This window comes from Mesorhizobium sp. M1348 (genome assembly GCF_040317925.1).
GTDB lineage: Bacteria > Pseudomonadota > Alphaproteobacteria > Rhizobiales > Rhizobiaceae > Mesorhizobium.
Genome location: NZ_JAMYLH010000023.1, coordinates 41337 through 59807, shown reverse-complemented (window position 1 = coordinate 59807; position 18471 = coordinate 41337). Strand labels below are relative to the sequence as shown.

The 18471-nt window shown below is 62.8% G+C and carries 13 protein-coding genes; 6 read left to right on the top strand and 7 right to left on the bottom strand.

From position 1 onward, the window contains the following. Positions 1–5 precede the first annotated feature (5 nt). Together NKH13_RS27215 and NKH13_RS27210 are read right to left on the bottom strand one after the other, a co-directional pair. Positions 6–836 carry an ABC transporter substrate-binding protein gene (locus tag NKH13_RS27215; protein WP_502908318.1) on the bottom strand — a complete coding sequence of 277 codons (831 nt, stop codon included), beginning with the start codon at positions 834–836 and terminating at the stop codon, positions 6–8. Between the two features lie 72 nt (positions 837–908). Then, positions 909–1883, bottom strand: coding sequence for a substrate-binding domain-containing protein (locus NKH13_RS27210; RefSeq protein WP_352717945.1), 975 nt, complete (start codon positions 1881–1883; stop codon positions 909–911). Positions 1884–1991: 108 nt separating this feature from the next. Here NKH13_RS27210 and NKH13_RS27205 point away from each other — a divergent pair, with 108 nt between their 5' ends. The 4 genes from NKH13_RS27205 (at position 1992) to NKH13_RS27190 (ending at position 11466) form a co-directional block, all read left to right on the top strand. Beyond that, a complete protein-coding gene (locus NKH13_RS27205; protein ID WP_352915758.1) occupies positions 1992–3329 on the top strand; it encodes an aminotransferase-like domain-containing protein in 1338 nt (445 codons plus the stop codon). Between the two features lie 292 nt (positions 3330–3621). Then, positions 3622–4896, top strand: a complete 1275-nt coding sequence (locus NKH13_RS27200; protein ID WP_352717941.1) for an MFS transporter — start codon at positions 3622–3624, stop codon at positions 4894–4896. 125 nt (positions 4897–5021) lie between these two features. Further along, positions 5022–6515 carry a cysteine synthase A gene (gene cysK, locus NKH13_RS27195; RefSeq protein ID WP_352717939.1) on the top strand — a complete coding sequence of 498 codons (1494 nt, stop codon included), beginning with the start codon at positions 5022–5024 and terminating at the stop codon, positions 6513–6515. A gap of 235 nt (positions 6516–6750) precedes the next feature. Continuing rightward, complete coding sequence (locus tag NKH13_RS27190) at positions 6751–11466, top strand: alpha/beta fold hydrolase (protein WP_352915756.1); 4716 nt, start codon at positions 6751–6753, stop codon at positions 11464–11466. A gap of 304 nt (positions 11467–11770) precedes the next feature. Here NKH13_RS27190 and NKH13_RS27185 read toward each other — a convergent pair whose 3' ends face one another. From NKH13_RS27185 to NKH13_RS27170, 4 genes are all read right to left on the bottom strand, one after another. After that, positions 11771–12073 (bottom strand): DUF1127 domain-containing protein, encoded by a 303-nt coding sequence (locus NKH13_RS27185; RefSeq protein WP_352717936.1) that lies wholly within the window; start codon positions 12071–12073, stop codon positions 11771–11773. A 109-nt stretch (positions 12074–12182) separates the two neighbouring features. Beyond that, entirely contained in the window at positions 12183–13424 is a 1242-nt protein-coding gene (locus tag NKH13_RS27180) for an NAD(P)-binding domain-containing protein (RefSeq protein ID WP_352915754.1), read from the bottom strand. A gap of 90 nt (positions 13425–13514) precedes the next feature. Further along, positions 13515–14114, bottom strand: coding sequence for an OsmC family protein (locus tag NKH13_RS27175; protein ID WP_352915751.1), 600 nt, complete (start codon positions 14112–14114; stop codon positions 13515–13517). Between the two features lie 310 nt (positions 14115–14424). Further along, entirely contained in the window at positions 14425–15783 is a 1359-nt protein-coding gene (locus NKH13_RS27170; protein ID WP_352915750.1) for a trimethylamine monooxygenase, read from the bottom strand. A gap of 260 nt (positions 15784–16043) precedes the next feature. Here NKH13_RS27170 and NKH13_RS27165 point away from each other — a divergent pair, with 260 nt between their 5' ends. After that, positions 16044–16760, top strand: a complete 717-nt coding sequence (locus tag NKH13_RS27165) for a helix-turn-helix domain-containing protein (RefSeq protein ID WP_352717928.1) — start codon at positions 16044–16046, stop codon at positions 16758–16760. A gap of 158 nt (positions 16761–16918) precedes the next feature. Continuing rightward, a complete protein-coding gene (locus NKH13_RS27160) occupies positions 16919–17290 on the top strand; it encodes an endonuclease domain-containing protein (protein WP_352717926.1) in 372 nt (123 codons plus the stop codon). Between the two features lie 137 nt (positions 17291–17427). On the opposite strand, the gene NKH13_RS27155 is transcribed toward NKH13_RS27160, so the two are convergent. Further along, on the bottom strand, positions 17428–18468 hold the full coding sequence (locus tag NKH13_RS27155) for a heme-dependent oxidative N-demethylase family protein (protein ID WP_352717924.1): 1041 nt from the start codon (positions 18466–18468) through the stop codon (positions 17428–17430). Positions 18469–18471 lie beyond the last annotated feature (3 nt).

The following is an 18471-nucleotide window of genomic DNA, read 5'->3' as shown; positions in this document are numbered from 1 at the left end:
AGCCTCTACTGGCCCTGGTTGATGCCGGGTGCATCGATCATGTTCTTCTCGAGACCCCACTTCTTCATGACCGCGGCATAGGTGCCGTTCTTCATCAGGATTTTGAAGGCGTCGAGCAGCACACCGCCCAGCGGCGAGCCCTTCTTGACGACGGCGCCTTGATAGATGTCCTTGAAGCCGTTGGCCTGGCCGACACCGGCGAGTTCCAGCTGGCCCTTCGCCTGCTCGACGAAATAGGTCAGCGGCGCCTGCGAGGAGAAGAATGCGTCGGAGCGCTTCGACCGGACGGCCAGTATCGAACTCGGCTGGTCGGTGAAGGATTGCACCTCGACGGCCGGCTTGCCGCCCTCGGTGCATTTCTGCGCCTGCTGCTTGATGACCTTTTCGGCCGACCCGCCCGACATGACGGCGATGCGCTTGCCGCAAGCGGTGTCGAGCGAGGTAATGTCTTGCGGATTGCCCTTCTCGACGGCGAAGACGACGTATTCGCGCACCCAATCGACGAAGTCGTTGGATTTCTGCCGGTCGGGATAGTCGCCGACAGGCCCCATCGCGAACTGATAACGGCCGGCATTGATGCCACTCAGCAACGCCGGCAGGCCGGCGACCGAGGCATGATCGACTTCGACGCCGAGCAGCTGGCCGATGGCGTCCGAAATGTCCTTGGTCGCCCCCGACAGTTCGGTGCCGGTGACGATCTCATAGGGCGGGAACGAACCGTTGTTGACGGCCGTGATCTTTCCCGCCGTGCGGATCTCTTCCGGCAGCCGGGCCCGCAAGTCTTCGTTCACCGATTGCTTTTGGACGTCCTGGGCAAAGCTGGCCTGCGCCAGCATGGTGACGAGCGAGGCGAATATGAAGCTGATTGTCCTCATGGCATTCTCCTTCGTGTTCTCCGTTGCGCGTTGTCAGGCTGCAGTGGCCCGCGACCTGGCCTCGAAAGGAAACAAGGCTTCGGCGGAAATCGGTTCCGTCAGAATGCCCTGGGCATGTAGCTCGGTGACGAAATCCTCGATCATGCGCCAGTTGGCAGGCAGGCCGCTGGCGTTCCAGGAGGCAGGCAGGTCGCGCCCCGCATGAAGCAGCTCCTCGAGGACCCAGGGCGAGGTATCGGCATATTTTCGGCGCTTTGCCGTCCAGACGCGCTGGCTTTCGTCGATCAGCCTGGCAAGTTCCTGCGGCAGCCAAGAGTGCTCCCTGGCTATTGCGGCCTTGACGGCGACCAGATGCATGCCCGGCACATAACCGACGTCGGCGAAATAGGCGCGTTCGGCCGCGCGAAAATCGCGCAGCACTTGCCGGAAGCCGGAAGCCGGGCCGAAAAAGCCGTCCGGCATGAAGGGCGTGAAAACGGCGTCGAGCTCGCCTTGCGCCAGCAGTTCCATCATCGGGCGCTCGCCCGGTGCCGCTTCGATGCGCCCCGGCCTGCCGAATCCGTCGAGGCGGTCGGCGACCGGGTGCTCGGATGTCAGCCTGCCGGCAAACCAATAGGCATCCTCGATGCCGACACCTTCCCGGCGAAGTGCTGCTCGCGTCCATGTGTTGCCGGAATCGCGCCAGCCGGTCACGCCGATGCGTTTGCCGGCAAGGTCGGAGAGCCGCTCCAGCGGGCTGGTCTCGACCGTTATGATGCAGCGATGGCGAAAGCCGCGCATGATGAAGCACGGTATTCCAACCACCGTATCCCGGCCCGACTCCATGGCCGACACATAACGGCTGAATGAGACCTCCGCCGCATCGTAGTTCGGATCGGTGCCGAGATCCGCGATCAGCGTGGCGACACGATCAACCTTCACCGACAAGCGGCTGGAGGCGACGTCACCCAAGACCAAGGGAGTGAGATAGTCCCAATCGCGGGTGGCTATAGTGATGGAGACGGGCATCGGCATGAACTTCAAAGCTATGTTTGACCGGCGATTGGTAAATGTTTATTTTTGGCCGATCAAATGTTATTATGTTACTGAACATTCACCCTGACAGTTGTTGATTCGATGGACTTCGATGCAGGATGGTTCGCTGAACGCCTTGGCGACCGCACGACGCGGGGCATCGCGCGCGAGACCAGTGCGCTGATCAGAAGCGGCGCGCTGCCTGTCGGCGCAAAACTTCCGCCGGTGCGCGATCTGGCCTATGTGCTTGGCGTCAGCCCGGCGACTGTCTCGCAGGCGTGGAGCGAGCTTCGGCGCTACAAGATCATCGGCGGCCGTGGGCGCAACGGCACCTGGATCATGGGCAACCGCTTTGCCGCCCGGCCCGAGCGCCACATGAGCGGCGGCAATTACGGTGCGGACGTTCTGAACCTGGCGATCGCGGAGCCCGATGTGATGCTGTTGCCGCCGCTCGACATCGCGCTGGCGCATGGCGCGCGCGCCGAAAAGCTCAACAGCTACGAGCGGGTGCGCATTCTGCCCGAGCTGGAGGCCGCCGTGCGCCCGTCATGGCCGTACGATCCTGGCGCGTTCCTGGCCACCAATGGCGGCTACAACGCCATCTACACCTTGCTGCATGCGCTGGTCCCGTCGGGGGCGCCGGTGGCTATCGAGAACCCGACGGCGCTTCGCCTTCTCGACATCCTCGAAGATCTCGACGTGCCGATCATCCCGGTGGACTGCGACAGTGAAGGTCCCTTGCCGGATGCACTTGCCAACGCTCTGCGGCAGCGGCCCGTCGCGTTCCTGTTCCAGCCGCGCGTCCATTCGGTGACCGGCGCCTGCATGTCGTCGGCGCGGCTGGAAGTCATCGGCGACCTGCTCGCCGGCACCGACGTACTGATCGTCGAAGATGACGGCGTCGGCGATATTGCCTCGGCGCCGCGCATTTCGCTGGGCCGGCGCTTTCCCGATCGCGTCGTCCACATCCTGTCCTATTCCAAGACCCATGGCCCGGACCTGCGGCTCGCCGTGCTGTCCGGATCGGCGACGATCGTCGAGCAGATCCAGTCCTATCGCAGCTTCAGCTCGGGATGGACCAGCCGTATCCTGCAGGCGGCCACCGCCTGGCTGCTACAGGATCCTGCCACGGCTGACCTCGTTGAGCAGGCGAAGGAGGTCTACCGCCGCCGTCGCGCACGGCTCGCCGGCGAACTGGCGAAACGCAATGTCGCGATCGACGCCGGACACGGTCTCAGCGTCCTCATTCCGGTTGCCTCGGAACCTTACGCGATGGTCACGCTGGCCGCGCACGGCATCGCGGTCCATGCCGGGGCGAAGTTTTCGACCGGAAAAACGAACGCCGTCCGCGTCGCGACCAGCATCCTGGACGAGGAGCACCTCGAGCACGTCGCAAATTCCCTGGCGCTGGCAGCCGACCCGGCGCGGGAGGTTAGCTGAAGGCAGGCCTCCGATGGATAGTCGCCGACTTGCTATATACAGGCCCTGTCCTCCGTCGCGCTCAACTGCCACTGGCGCTTCTCGAGATCATGCTCGGCGTCAACCAGTCCCTCGTGATGGCGCGGCGATGATCAGAAGATCTCACTAATCCGCCGTTCACCGAGACGAGGCTGCAGGTCTAGGCGGGGCCGTTTCCACGGCCCGCGGTGGAGCTTTCCACGCTGACGCACACGCCTGCTTCCATATCGCTGGCCGATGACAGCTTCGAAGAGATCCTTCGAGGGGCAAGAACATGTCGAATCGTCAAATATCACCAACTGCAGGCAGGGAGGTTCGGGACAGCACAATACGGCTGCGCGGCCTATTGGCCGCGGCCGGCGCCACGATCGCCATGGCTTTCGGATTTGGCAGCCTGGCACTCACATCCGTTTTCATCAGACCGCTTGAGGCGGAGTTTGGCTGGTCGCGAGCCGACATCAGCCTTGCCTACACGCTATCGAGCGTCGGCATGGCCCTGGGCGGGCTGTTCTGGGGCCGGCTTGTGGACCGTTTGAATATCAGAACACTGCTATTCATCGGCTCGGCTGGCATGGTGGTCGCGCTCGCCGCGCTTTCCTTTGCCACTTCGCTCTGGCAGATCTATGCCGCCAACTTCGCTTTAGGCGGGCTAGGCTTTGCCTGTCTCTATGCGCCGGTACTTGCCGTGACCGGGCTCTGGTTCGACCGCCGCCGCGGCCTGGCGATAGGGATCGTCACAGCAGGCGGAGCCCTGGGCCAGGGCGTACTGCCCTACGCCGCAAATGCATTGATCGATGGCGTCGGCTGGCGCCTCGCATACGCGATCATGGCTGTGGCGACGACGGCTGCGCTGGCGATCTTCATGCCGGCGGTTCAGGCGCCGCCCGTCAATCGGATCCTTGCCGCACCGGCGCATTTTTCAGCGAGGCCAGGCTTCCAAGGTGGCCATCTTTCCCCGGTGACGCTGCTATCTGCCGCAGCCTTCCTCTGCTGCGCCTGCATGGGCGTCCCGCTGATGCACCTCACGAGCTTCGTCACGGCCGTGTGCGGATCTTCGGATGTCGGATCGCTCAGCCTGCTGATCGCCATGCTGTTCGGCGCCATCGGGCGGATCGTATTCGGGCTCCTCGCCGACCGGGCAGGCAACATTTCTGCCTACGCCCTGGCGTCGTTTATTCAGACGGCATGCGTTGCGATTTTTCCCGCGCTGGACCAGCAGCTGAGCCTGCTGGCGCTGTCGGCGGTTTTTGGCTTCGGCTTTGCCGGAAACATGACATGCCTGATCCTTTGCGTGCGCCAATTTGCGCCAGCCGAACGCTTTGGCCAGTCACTCGGCATCGTCATGCTGATCGCCTGGGTGGGGATGGGCGTGGCCGGATATTTCGGCGGCTTTGTCTATGACAGCTTCGGCAGCTATGGGCCCGCTTTCCTGGCGGCATTTGTCGCAGGCGCGGCCAGTCTCGTGGTTCTGGGCGCATTGGCGGCATCATCCAGCGCAAGAGCGCAGGTCCCATGCAGCCGCGTTCCGGATCCTGCGATGTGCCGCTGATTCAAACGTCGAAATCCATTTACTTCAACGTTGGTTCGAACGCTGCAAACCACGGCCTTCCTGCCAACCTCAGAGATCGAACGGACCGGCGGAGCACCGTCGTCACCAAGCAAGGACCAGCTGAGATGAGCAGTATCTACGACAGCATTCTCGACACGATCGGCAATACGCCGGTCGTCCGCCTTTCCCGCATCAACAACGGCGCCGCTTCGCTCTATGCCAAGCTCGAGGCGTTCAATCCTGGCGGCTCGGTCAAGGACCGGCTTGCCGCCGCGCTCATCGAAGAAGCGGAGAGTTCCGGCGCACTTCGGCCTGGCCAGACGGTGATCGAGGCGACGAGCGGCAACACGGGCATAGGACTCGCCATGGTTTGCGCGAGGAAAGGCTACCCTCTCGTCATCGTCATGCCGGAAAACGCCAGCCTCGAACGCCGCAAGCTGATGCGTTTTTTCGGGGCCAAGGTCGTGTTGACCCCTGCCGTCGAGCGCGGCAGCGGCATGCTCGCCAAGGCGGTCCAACTGGCCGGAGCGCACGGCTGGTTCCTGTGCCGGCAATTCGAGACGCCCGTCAACGCCGATATTCATGCCCGCACGACAGCGCTTGAAATCCTCGCGGCGTTCCAGAACCGTCCACTCGACTACTGGGTCACCGGCACCGGGACCGGCGGAACACTTGCCGGTGTGGCGCGAGTGCTCAAGCGCGAGCGGCCGGAAACGCGGATCATAGTCTGCGAGCCCGACAATTCGGCGCTGCTGTCGAGTGGCATTCCCCAAACTTTCGACGAACAGGGGCTGCCGACTCGGGCGCACACCCGCTTCCGGCCACATCCGATGCAGGGGTGGAGCCCTGATTTCATTCCGCAGATCGTCGGCAACGCGATGGCTGACGATCTTGTGGACGAGATCCTACCCGTTTCAGGCGCCAGCGCTCTGGAAGCCGCGCGCCGGCTTGCGACGGAAGAAGGAATACTGGCGGGCATCTCCGGCGGGGCAACCTTGAGCGGGGCACTGGAAATCGCTCGACGCGTCGGCCCGGACCGAAACGTGCTCTGTATGTTGCCTGATACGGGTGAGCGGTATCTCAGCACGATCCTGTTCGATCACATCAGCGAGGAAATGTCGCCCGCCGAAGAGGCGATCTCTCACTCCACACCCGGCTACCGCTTCGACCGGCCGCCATCCTTCGCCCTTTCATCGGCACCTGTAAACGAAATCCAAATCGATCAGTCGGCGCATGCGATGGTCGACAAGGCGATCCGTGATCCGGAGCGTCCGGTGGTCATGTTCGCGCTGACATGGTGCGAATTCTGCTGGACGGTAAGAAAGCTCTTCGACCGCGCGGGAATCGCCTACAGGTCCATCGAAATCGATGCTCCAGAATTCCAGAAGAACGGCCTGGACGGGGAAATCCGGAAGGCCCTGAGGGCCCGGATCGGTTCGCCTACAATTCCGCAGGTCTTTGTCGGCGGCGAGCATATCGGTGGCTGCATGGATACGCTTGCGGCCTGGCGGGACGGCACGCTCGCCGCCCGGCTGGAGTTCGTCGGGGCAAGCTACACGTCCAGCGCATGCGCAAATCCCGAGAGCCTGCTGCCTCGATGGGTGCGCGCGGCAGCGTGAGATCCCGCCTACGGGCTTTTCAGAGTGCCGTTACCAGCACTAGCCGAGCCGGAACGGGCGTGATCCCGTTTCCGGCTCGGCTTTCATCCGCACCTGTCCGTCCCGGCTCTCTCACGAAGAGAAGAGCAAATCAGCGCAGGCGGAAACCTCGCGCTCCGGAAACGAACGCTTTCGGCAGCGGCACGGACTTGATACAATCCATCGCTAATTTAGCAGGCGCACTAGGATCAACAAAGTGTCGCTCGAAATTCGCGTTCTCGGAGATCTGACCGTCCTTCGCCTTGGCGAGGTCGTTTCCTTGCCGCCTTCGAAAAAGACGCGGGCGCTGCTGGCCTATCTTGCCCTCGTAGAGCGCCCGCAGCGGCGCGAGCGCCTTTGCGAGATGTTCTGGGAGGTACCGGACGATCCTCGCGGCGCCCTGCGCTGGAGCCTCTCGAAGATCCGACAGGTTGTCGAGCTCGGGGACGGCGGGATCCTGGAAGCCGACCGTAACGCAGTTCGCCTGAACACCAGCGAAATCGTGCTGGACGTCGCGCCGCTCCGCGGCCTTGGCGCTCGCGACATAGAGGCTCTCGAAGGGGAGAAACTGGAGGCACTCGCCGGAGCGTTCCGCGGAGGTTTCCTGGATGACCTCTCATTGCCGCGCTGTCCGGAATTCGAAGCCTGGCGCATTGCGACCGCCGACGAACTGCACGTGACGCATCTGCGCATCCTTCGGGTGCTCGTCGACCGGCTGGCGGATGAGCCGGCGCGGGCGCTTCCGTACGCCCATGTCCTTCACGGGTTGGAGCCCGAAGACGAGGCTCTTCGAGCGGACATCCGCCGGCTGAGCGAGGCAGCACGGCAATCCGCCATGGTCCAGAGCCGCGCTTCGAGAACCGAACCCGCGGCCGCTCCCAGCGGAGAGACCGTCACTCCGCAGGTTTGGCCTGCAGCGGAGATACAGCTCCGTCCTCCGCCGGAGCGAGTCCTCGCGCAGGAGATCCGCCGGTGCACGACGCCCGATGGCGCGCGCCTGGCCTATTCCTTGAGTGGTCAAGGTCCCCCTTTGGTAAGGGCCGCGCACTGGATGTCCCATCTCGAGCTCGAATGGGACAGTCCGGTGTGGAAGCATTGGATCGAGGGCCTCTCGGCGCACTACCAGCTGATACGCTACGACCAGCGCGGCAACGGTCTGTCGGACCGGTATCCCGCCGACCTATCCTTCGAAGCCATGGTCGCCGACCTGGAGAGCATCATCGATGCGGCCGGTCTGCGCCGCGTTTCCCTGCTTGGCATTTCCCAAGGGTGCGCCGTTTCGATAGCCTATGCCGTCCGGCATCCCGAGCGCGTGGCCGGGATGGTGCTGTATGGCGGATTTACCAAAGGCTGGCGCAAACGGGGCAATCAGCGCGAAATAGCGCGCCGCGAAGCGATGGGATCGCTGATACAGGAAGGGTGGGGCCAAGACGACCCTGTGTTCCGGCAGATGTTCACCTCCCTCTTCATTCCTGAAGCAACGCCGGAACAGAGGAATTGGTACAACGAGCTGCAACGCAATACCGTCTCGCCGGAGATTGCCCATCGCATTTTCGAGGAAGGCGCCGTCATCGACGTGGACGAGCTGTTACCACGGGTCCGCGTTCCGACTCTGGTGATGCATGCCACGCGGGACGCAGTCATTCCGTTCGACCATGGCCAAGCGATGGCAGGGAAAATTCCCGGCGCGCGTTTCGTCGCGCTCGACAGCGCCAACCACGTGCTGCTTGGCCATGAACCGGCATTCGCGACCTTCGTGGAGGAAACGCGTCGTTTCCTTGCCGACCCTGAACAGACGCAGCAATTGGCCGGCCCTCCGGCGTCCTTGGGAATCAACCGCTCCCGGCAGTACATAACCGTACTAGCCACGGAAGTGGTCAGTCCCATGCATCTCCTCGAAACGGAGGATCCGGAAGTGGCGATCCGCGAATTCCAGCCCGTCGAGGATCGGGTGATAGAAGTCGTGGAGAGTCATGGCGGCGTCGTCACGTCGGCTGCTGACGGGACAATCACCGCAGCATTCGGCCTCGCTCGCGCCACGGAGGATCACGCTTATCTTGCATGCCGCGCCGCGCTTGCGGCCAAGCTGGCGGTGGAGGAGCTTTCCCAGGGCGGGATCCAGTTGAGGGTCGGAATAGACACCGGCGAGGTGATCGTACGGCAGCAATGGACGACCCAAGCCAGCAAGGTTGAACTGGCCGGAGCCGCGCCGCGTGCAGCCAACCGGCTGATGCGTGCCTTGCACCGTGCGACGATCGCCGCGACAGGCCGGGCGCGCGCAGCAGCCGGGGGCTATGTGCAGATGCACCGCTTGGCGCATTCGGAGCATCCACAACTTGGCCGCGACGAACGCGTTTACGAGCTGTTGGGCGAAAATCACGCTCTGTCGCGCTGGCACTTGAGGGCCAACCGCGGCCTCACCGGACTGGTGGCCCGCGAGCTCGAGCTCAAAATCCTTCTTGCAACCTGGCGCAGGGTCAGGGAGGGCCACGGCCAGGTCGTCGGGATCGTCGCGGACCCCGGCATGGGCAAGTCGAGGCTTGCCCATGAATTTCTCTCCCTCGACGAGGTGGCCGGTTTTACTGTGCTTGAATGCGGCGGTCTGGAATTTGATTCGTCAGTTGCTCTCGGGGCTGTAAAGAAGCTGCTGCTCTCGGCCTGTGGCATTCGCGGCGAAGACGGCTTGGCGGAAGCCGAGCGCCTGTTTGCCTTCAAACAGGCGGAGTTGAACCTGGATCCACGTCACACGGCGCCGCTCTCCTTCCTCGCGGACCTGCCGGTCAACGATTCTTCCTGGCGGCATCTCGATGCGCGGGAGCGGACCTCACGCGTATCCGAAGCGATGAGCGCTTTTCTCGTTGCCTTGAGCCGAGCCGCACCCGTCGCCGTGCTTATCGAGGATCTGCACTGGATCGATGCCGAGAGCGAGGCTGTAATGAACAGGCTGGTCGAAGTCATGGGTGCCAACCGCATCATGCTGCTCGCCACCTACAGGCTGCAGTATCGGCACGAATGGAATCGCCGCGGCTATTTCCAGCAGATAAGACTGGAGCGGTTCGCGCGAGATGAAATGGAGCAGTTCCTCACCGAATTGCTAGGATCCGATCCCAGCCTGGGGGAACTGCGGAAATCGCTTGCCGAGCGGGCCGAGGGCACACCGCTATTTCTGGAAGAAATGGTGCGCGGACTGGTGGCGGACGGCGTCCTTGCCGGCCAGTTGGGCCGCTACGAGCTCACGAGACCGGTGGAATCCATCACCGTCCCGTCGACGGTTCAATCGCTCATCGCCGCACGCATCCAGCAGCTAGGTGACTCGGAAAGGCAAGTACTCCAACTGGCTTCGGTTATCGGCAAGAATGTTCCGTTTCCGCTGCTGAGGGCGCTCTCGCCGCTCTCGGAGGCGGAGTTGGAGGCATGCCTGGCCAAACTGCAGAGTCTGGAATTCCTGTTCGAGGTCCAGAGCTATCCTCACGTGGAATATACCTTCAAGCACGCGTTGACGCTGAAGGTGACCAACGAATCTCTGCTGGCGGAGGACCGAAAGAGGCTGCATCGGGCTGCGTTGGTTGCGACGGAAAGACTCTATGCCGGGTCGCTGAACCACCACATCGAGCAATTGGCCGAACACGCTCTTCGTGCCGAGGCATGGGAATCTGCCGCGGATTATCTGCTGCAAGCGGCGGGTCGGGCGGAGGAACGTTCGGCCTATTCCGCCGCGGTCCAGTTCCTGGAAAGCGCCCGCAAGGCGGTCGCCGCGCTGCCCCGAAATCCGACAACCCTGGCCCAGGCGATCAACCTGCGGGTGCGGATGCGACCCGCCTACGGCGCCCTCGGGGCCTACCGGAAGGTGCTGCCGCAGCTGTTGGAAGCGCGCGAACTGGCCATGGAACTGGGCGATCCGCAACTCATTTCCGACGTGTTGCTCCACTTGAGTTATCTTAACAGCTCCCACGGCCGCTACGAGGAGGCGCTGGAACCGGCCGATACACTCAAGCGCGGCGCCACGGCAAACGGCGTGCAGCGCTGCATAAGCGAGTCGGATCTGGCCGCCTCACAGGCGCTTCTGATCCGCAGCGAGGCCCGGCAGGTGCTGGAGCGGCTTGTTCCGCATGAGGAGAGATTCACCAAAGCTTGGCGTCTGGAGCGTTTCGGACAGCTCGGTGCGCGTGCGGTTTGGTACCTGGGGCACCGTGCGCAAGCGGAAGCGCGCCTTGGCCGGTTTGACGATGCGGAGCGTTCGCTTGCCGAACTGCATAAGGTCGCCGCCGAAGTGGCGCGCCCGATCGACAGCTGCGCGGCCGCCTATTTCACCGGTGTGGTGGGCGTCCTGCGCGGACCCGAGCCGACGCTTGTCGAGGCGCTGCAATTGTGGTCCTCCGAAGCCGCGACCAGCGGATCTATCCTACTCCGGCCATGGCTGTTGACGGTGCTCGGGCATGCGGAATTCCTGCTGGGCCGCAACCACGACGCGGGCGCCACCTTGGAGATGGCGGTGACCGAGTCTGAGCGGCTCGATCTTGCCCAGTTCGAATGTCACGCGCGCGCTGTGCTCGCATGCGTGCGTGCGCGCCTCTGTGAGCCGGAAGCTGCGGCCAATCTCGGCCATGCGCTCGAGTTAGCACGGGGGCGCGGCGATCCGTGGAGCCAGATCATCGTACTGCGCGGCCTTGCCGAGCTGAAACCTTCCAGATCGGCGATTGGCTGGCTCGAACAGGCCTGCAATCTTGCCAGGCGGGTGGAATTGCGGCCGGAGCTTGCCCGCTCCTTGCTAGCTCTCGGGCTTGCGAAGCGGCGCGGCAAGATCGCTGGCGCGGATGCCACTCTCGCGGAAGCGGCCAAGCTCTACACAGAAATGCAGATGCGGGACGATTTCTTCGACACGGAGGAGCCGGCCGGAAATATGATACGCGATCGCATAGAAGCTACGGTGTGAATTCTCCGCACCCACGGATCTGCTTCGAAGGGTCGTGCTGCCTGTGGGACAGGCAAGTTGCGGTCATGCAGCTCGCGATCCCGCGGTGTCATGGGACAAAATCTGCCGGACCAAACGATCCGCCACCAGATCTGCGTGGGTCAGCGGCCCCATGTGTCCCGCGCCAGGAACAATCGTACCGATTGCGCCCTGAACGCGGGAAATGAGTTCCCGGGCGATGAGCCGCGTCGGAACTGAAGCAAATTCGCCGCGCAATACCAAGACCGAAAAGCCAAATCGGGCATATTCGCTTGCTGACATCGACTCATGGATCAATGCGTGGAAGTCGAGGCTGGCCTTCGGCAGAAACTGCACCAGTGCCGCCTGAACGCGTGCGGCGGCTGGGGTCACGCCCGGCAAACCAGGTGATCGAGTTGATCTCGAAGCGGGTGATGCCGACGTCGCGCAGGATGTAGTCCGGCAGCTCATTAAGCTGTCGACGGTCCCGCTGGATGCGAATGAAATGCCAGACTGCGGCCAGCATCGTTCCGCCGGCCCAGCGCAAACCTCGCGTTGTGGTGAGGGACAGGGAAGGGTTCATCATTGTACTCATTTCGATTTTCTCCATGGTTGCGGGCGCTAACTATGGCGCCAGTGGAGCCCTTGTCGTGGTCGGGCGTGAGCGTCAGCGTTGATGGCAACGTCGATTTTTGCCGCACCAGCGTTGTATTCGGCGGTCAGGCCGCGGCTCGGCGAGAGGCGTCGAGAAACATTGCCATGTGAGCCGCCAAAGCCTCGGCATCGCGGCCGACGCCGTCGAGGAAGCTGGAGCTTCGATGGCGCATGAAATTCAGGCCTAGCACGTAAAGTCCCGGATACGCGCAGACGCCGCCATCGTTCAGGATTTCGCCCCGGGCGTCGAACACATCCAACTTCAGCCATGGGTATTCGCGGCGATAGCCGGTGGCCCATATGATGGTCTCGATACCCTCGTCGATGAGGTCGATTTCGGTCGGTTCGGCGCTCAGGATCAGGCTCGGAATGGAACCGGGATCGATTGAGTAGCGGCCCTCGCCGGCGGCCGCGCGGTCTATGTTGGCCAGCACGCGCCTCAGTGTGCGTTCCGCCGCCGCGGTCGTGTCGGCGAGATCGCCATTGAACCGAATGCGTGTATCGCAAGCGGCAATGGCTCGACCAACAAGACGAACGCCTTGCTGCCGAAGGCCGGCGAGATCGAGCGACCTGCGCTCGGGTGTACCTATGAGCTGTAGCGAGGGCTGCCGCCGTGCCGCGGCGAGATCCGAGACTTCGGCGACGGGCTTGGCAAGCATTCCCAGCCGGTCGAGCCACCACAGGATGTCGTGCCCGCGGTAGAGCCTCGGCAGGCGTGTATGGCTGCCGACCGACAGGGTTACCGGGCGGCCGGACCGATTGATCTCCTCCGCAAGTTGTATGCCGGTCGCCGAGGCCCCGGCCACGAGAACGCCGCCCTGAGCCAGTTGCCGGGGATTGCGATAGTCCCGCGGCACGATCTGCCTGATGCGGGAGGAGATCTCCTTTGCCAGTGGCGGAATGCGTGGCCTGTCGCTGTATCCGGTCGCGATCACGACCGCACGCACGCTCCATTGGCCGCGATCGGTCAGCAGCCGGAAGCCTCCGTCGATCGTTTCGACCGAAAGCACCTCCACACCGTCCTCCACCGGCGCGGTGATCGAGCACGCGTAATCCTCCAGGAACCCGACGGTCTCAGCCATTGTCATGAAGCCGTTGGGATCGGCGCCGCGATAGCCGCCGCCGGGCAGGCGCGTCATCCAGTTGGGCGTCAGCAGGCGGAGCGAGTCCCACCGTTCGCTGCGCCAGCGCTCCGCGATCCGGCCGCGCTCCAGCACGACGTGGTCGACGCCGCGCTCGGACAGGCATCGGCTCATGGCTAGACCCGCCTGTCCGGCGCCGATAATGGCCACGTCTGTACGCTGCATGGAATCCGCGCCTTGCAAGCAGGGGCAACAGATCGCCGGCGCCATCCTTTTCCAGGACGAGGCCGGCGATATTGCTCTTCCGGACCGAAGTCAGCCTTTCACGACAACCGAGACCGGCACGCCGTTGGTCAGCACGTCGAACACGGCGGAACGGGCACGCGACTGCGTCACGATTTCCTCGAGCTTCTCAGCGGGAGCATCGCCCTTGATCTTGAAGGAGATACGGATGCCTTGGTAGCCGTTGCGGACCTCGTTCGAGATGCCGAGGATGCCGCGAAGGTCGATGTCGCCTTCGACGGTCGATTCCACCTCATGCAGCGTCACCCCGCGCACGGCCGCGATGTTCGCGATGCCGGCCGTGAGGCATGAAGCAAGCGCGTGGAGAAGATATTCGACCGGCGTCGGGCCGTTGTCTGTGCCGCACAGCACCGCTGGATGGTCGCTGTCAGCCTGGTAGGCCATCTTGTGAGACTGCTCGGTGCCAGCGCCGAAGAAATTGGCCATGGTGCTGCTGCTGTGCGTGCCGGCAATCCAGCGGCTCTTGGCACGGAACTGGAACTTGGCAAGCTCGGGCTGCCCCGCGACTGCGTTGATGGTGGCCAGAAGGGTGGGCGTGTCAACGCCGTTCCTTGGCTCCCGCGGCGCCTTCTTAACGGAAGACTTCTCCATGACCATTGTATCCTCCTGCATGTCATTCACTCCTGGTTCGGATGTTGCTCGACCGGGATTGCCCGGACGGCTAAACCTCGGCCGGCAGCGTTTGACGTGCAGTGGGAACAATAGTGGGAAAACGAGAGGTTTTTTGCGTCAGCCGGTAGTGAAGAGCGCCAGGACCGTAATCAGCGAAACGACGGGCCTTCAAACGCTTGCTTCCCGCGACACCGCGATCTCACGCAGCGCCGAGAAGGCGTCAAAACCGAAACCACAGGGTCAACTTGCGTCGTCCGGACCTCTGCGACGACGCAGCCCGTCCAAACGATTTGGGTATTCGACCCCTGGCCTACTCCGCCGCGACCCCCTTCACCTCGAGATAGCTTTCCATTGAATCGTCCATCGCCTGCAGCCAGGGCGTATGGTGCAGCGGCGCCATCGTGCCGGTCATCAGCGAGCGATAGGAATGGTCGCGGAAGCCCATGATGTCTTCCGCCTTGTGGTGCTCCCACTCCATGAAGGTCTGATTGACGGCCTCGACATCGAAGCCGGGATAATCGGTCTGCTCCATCAGCTTCCTGGTGTAGTCGCCCTGGAACCAGATCATCTGCTCGGCGTCTTCCAGCGTTTCCTCGCGTGCCCGCCACTTTTTGCCGTGCTCGGCCATCGCTTCGGCCGAGGGCAGCTTGATGCGACCCATGATGACGTCGCGGGCGAACCAGGCCTGCGCGTCGAACATGTTGAAGGTGTAGAACTGGTCCTGCATGCCGATATAGGACAGCTTGGGGTTTTTCTCCCAGACGACGCCTTCGTAAAGCCCGTCGGGCCACATGCGGTTGGCGGTCTTGAGCTTCAAATCCTCGGTGAGGAACGGGAAGGAATGGAGATAGCCGGTGCACAGAATGATGGCGTCGACGTCTTTGGTGCTGCCGTCCTTGAAATGCGCCGTCTTGCCGACGACCTTCTGCAGCAGCGGCACTTCCTTCCAATTCTCCGGCCATTTGAAGCCCATCGGCTTCGAGCGGTAACTGGAGGTGATCGATCTGGCGCCGTATTTGTAGCATTGCGAGCCGATGTCCTCGGCCGAATAAGAGCGGCCGATGATCAAAATGTCCTTGCCCTTGAATTCCATGGCGTCGCGGAAATCGTGGCTGTGCAGGATACGGCCGTTGAAGGTCGAAAAGCCCTCGAAATAGGGAACGTTGGGCACGGAGAAATGCCCCGAAGCGACGACGACATTGTCGAACTCTTCCGAATAGGTGAGGTCGTTGGTGCGGTCATGCGCGGTGACGGTGAATTTTTTTGTCGTTTCGGAAAAGGTGACCATGCGCACCGGGCTGTTGAAGCGTACCCATTGGCGCACGCCGGACTTTTCGACGCGGCCCTTGATGTAGTCCCACAGCACGGCGCGAGGCGGATAGGAGCCGATCGGCCGGCCGAAATGCTCCTCGAAGGTGTAGTCGGCGAATTCGAGGCATTCCTTCGGGCCGTTCGACCAGAGGTAACGGTACATCGAGCCATGCACGGGATCGCCGCGTTCGTCGAGGCCGGTGCGCCAGGTGTAGTTCCACAGGCCGCCCCAGTCGGACTGCTTTTCGAAGCAGACGATTTCGGGAATGTCGGCGCCCTTGTCGGCGGCCGACTTGAAGGCCCGGAGCTGGGCCATGCCGGACGGCCCGGCTCCGATGACGGCAACACGATCTTTCATTGCGGGCCTCCCGATCTCATTTCCCTAACGAAACAAATTTCACTGACAGGACAGTAATTGCCCCTTCGATGCTGTCAACAGGTCTTGTCGCGAAACCCTCGTTTCACCAAGCTGGATTTCCAAGCGACGTGGTAGCTCGGGCGAAATCCGGACATTGCGCAATTCGACACGGGTGGCTTGCCGTGAGAGTTGCGCTTCTGTATCGGCACCGAATATGTTCACCGTGAGTGAAATGAATCGGCAAGGTCCGGGGTGGCAACATGGCGAAAAAAGCATCCAGTCTAAAGCCTGCTGCAGCCGCCGCGGGCAAAGCCAAGCCGTCGGTTGCTGTAATCGATCCGCGCAAGATACGCGCGCCGCTCACACAAAACCCGCACGCCATTCGCGATACCCGCGAAAAAGTCCTGGAGGTCGCGATCGGCCGCGAGGTGCGGGCATTCCGCAAGAAGCTCGGCATTACGGTGGCCGATCTGGCTGCCGCCACCGACATTTCGTTGGGCATGCTGTCGAAGATCGAGAACGGCATCACCTCGCCGTCGCTGACCACGTTGCAGGCGCTGTCGCGGGCGCTAGGCGTTCCTGTCACCGCTTTCTTCCGCCGCTTCGAGGAAGAGCGCAGTGCCGTCTTCGTCAAGGCCGGCGAAGGGCTCGACGTCGAACGCCGCGGCACGCGCGCCGGCCACCAGTACAATCTGCTCGGCCATATCGGCTCCAACACCAGCGGCGTCGTCGTCGAACCCTATCTGATCACGCTCACCGAGGATTCCGACGTGTTTCCGACCTTCCAGCACGAGGGCATGGAGTTCCTCTATATGCTCGAAGGCGAAGTGGTTTACCGGCACGGCAGCAATCTCTACCCGATGAAGCCCGGCGACAGCCTGTTCTTCGACGCCGACGCGCCGCACGGACCGGAAGTGCTGAGCGTTCTGCCGATGCGCTATTTGTCGATCATCTGCTACCCGCAAAGCGCGGGTTAGCGGAGCTCGATCTCCCCCTTGGTCGCCTCGTGAGGGAGATCGGCGGCTTCGCGACGGCTACTCTTTTGCAGCATTGGGGATTGGCGAAAGCCGAAGTGACATTCGATCTCCCCCCTTGAGGGGGAGATGTCCGGCAGGACAGAGGGGGGCGAACCGCGATGACGCATAATCTAGTATCCGCCAACAACCGCCGCAATGCGCGCAGGATGCGCAAGGCGATGACCGATGCCGAACTCAAGCTTTGGAATGAGATCAGGGCACACAGGTTGATGGGACTGGGATTTCGACGCCAGATGCCTATCGCCGGCCATGTCGTCGATTTTGCATGCCCGGACAAAAAGCTGATCGTCGAGCTTGATGGTTCCCAGCATGGCCAGGCCGAAACGTCGGAATCGGACGCTGCAAGAACCGCGAAGTTCGAAGCGCTGGGCTGGACGGTCCTGCGCTTCTGGAACGACGATGTCATTCGCGATATCGACAATGTCTGTCAGCATGTCGTGATCGTGGCTGGGCTGGGCGGCGCGGCGTGAGCTTCGCGGAGGCGCTGGGGTGGGAGATTGGGCAAGGCCGGCGCTCCACGGCGCCCCCCTCTGCCCTGCCGGGCATCTCCCCCTCTAGGGGGGAGATTGGCTGCTTTAGGGGCAGCGCCAACAGGGGCGAGAAAAACTCAATCCGGCCCGAACCCAGGCGACGTCGGGCTGCCATCATCCAACCTCGACAGCCACTCGACCAGTGTCGGCCGATAGCGCGTCAGGCCTTTGTAATTGGCGAGTTCCTCGGGCAGGTCGCGGATGACGCGGTGCAGGCGCCGTGCCCATTTCGGCTGCGTCACCAGCTCGTCCATCTTGATCAGGTAGCAGCGGATCGGGAAGACGATCGCGTTCGAGCGCGGCAGCCGCCAGAAGCTCTGCAGCTCAACGCGCAGATGCACTTTTTCGCCGACATTTTCCGGCGTCACCGTGGCGCGGTCCGAGCCCCATTTGTGGTAATTTTCCGGGCTGGTGTCGAGGCGCGGATTGATGGTCATCGTCCAGTTCAGCCGGCGCGCCGGCTTGCCCTGCTGAATGTTGGTGAGGAACTTCAGCGCCCGGACGAATATCCCCTTCTCATGCGCCAGCGGCACCGGCGCGTGCCATTCGAAGAAGTTCATGCCGATGTCGAAATCGAGCGACCAGTCGGCCTGGGTGGTGACCATGCCGGCATCCATCCACAGATTGCCGTCGCGCTGGTCGAGGATGCAGAAATCGCCCTGGCTCTGGCGGGTGATATATTCCATCGGCCCATAGGGCAGCGTCGAGACGTCACCGAAGGTGAAGCTGTCGTCGATGCCGAGCGGCCGGTTGATCCAGCGCCAGCGGTCGCCGTCGCGCGTCAGCGTGAAATGCTCGGGATAGCCCAGCGCCTGCTGCTCCATCAAAAGCTCGAGCAGATCCCAGCCGGCCAGCGTCATGTGCGGCAGCGACTGGCAGCGCAGCGGGTCTTCGGCCAGCACCAAAGCGCGGTCCTGCATTTCGGCGACATAGTGCTCGTCGACGTCGATCAAATTCTCCAGCACGCTGCCCTTCGGCCCGACGACATGCGGCTCGATATTGACCGCATACATGTAGCTGTCTTCATGGAACGGGAAAGGAAACCGCCTGATGTGCTCCGGGCTGTTCCTGAAGGTGAAGTCGTCGCGGAACGTTTCCTTGCGAAAGGTGATGCCCAAGCT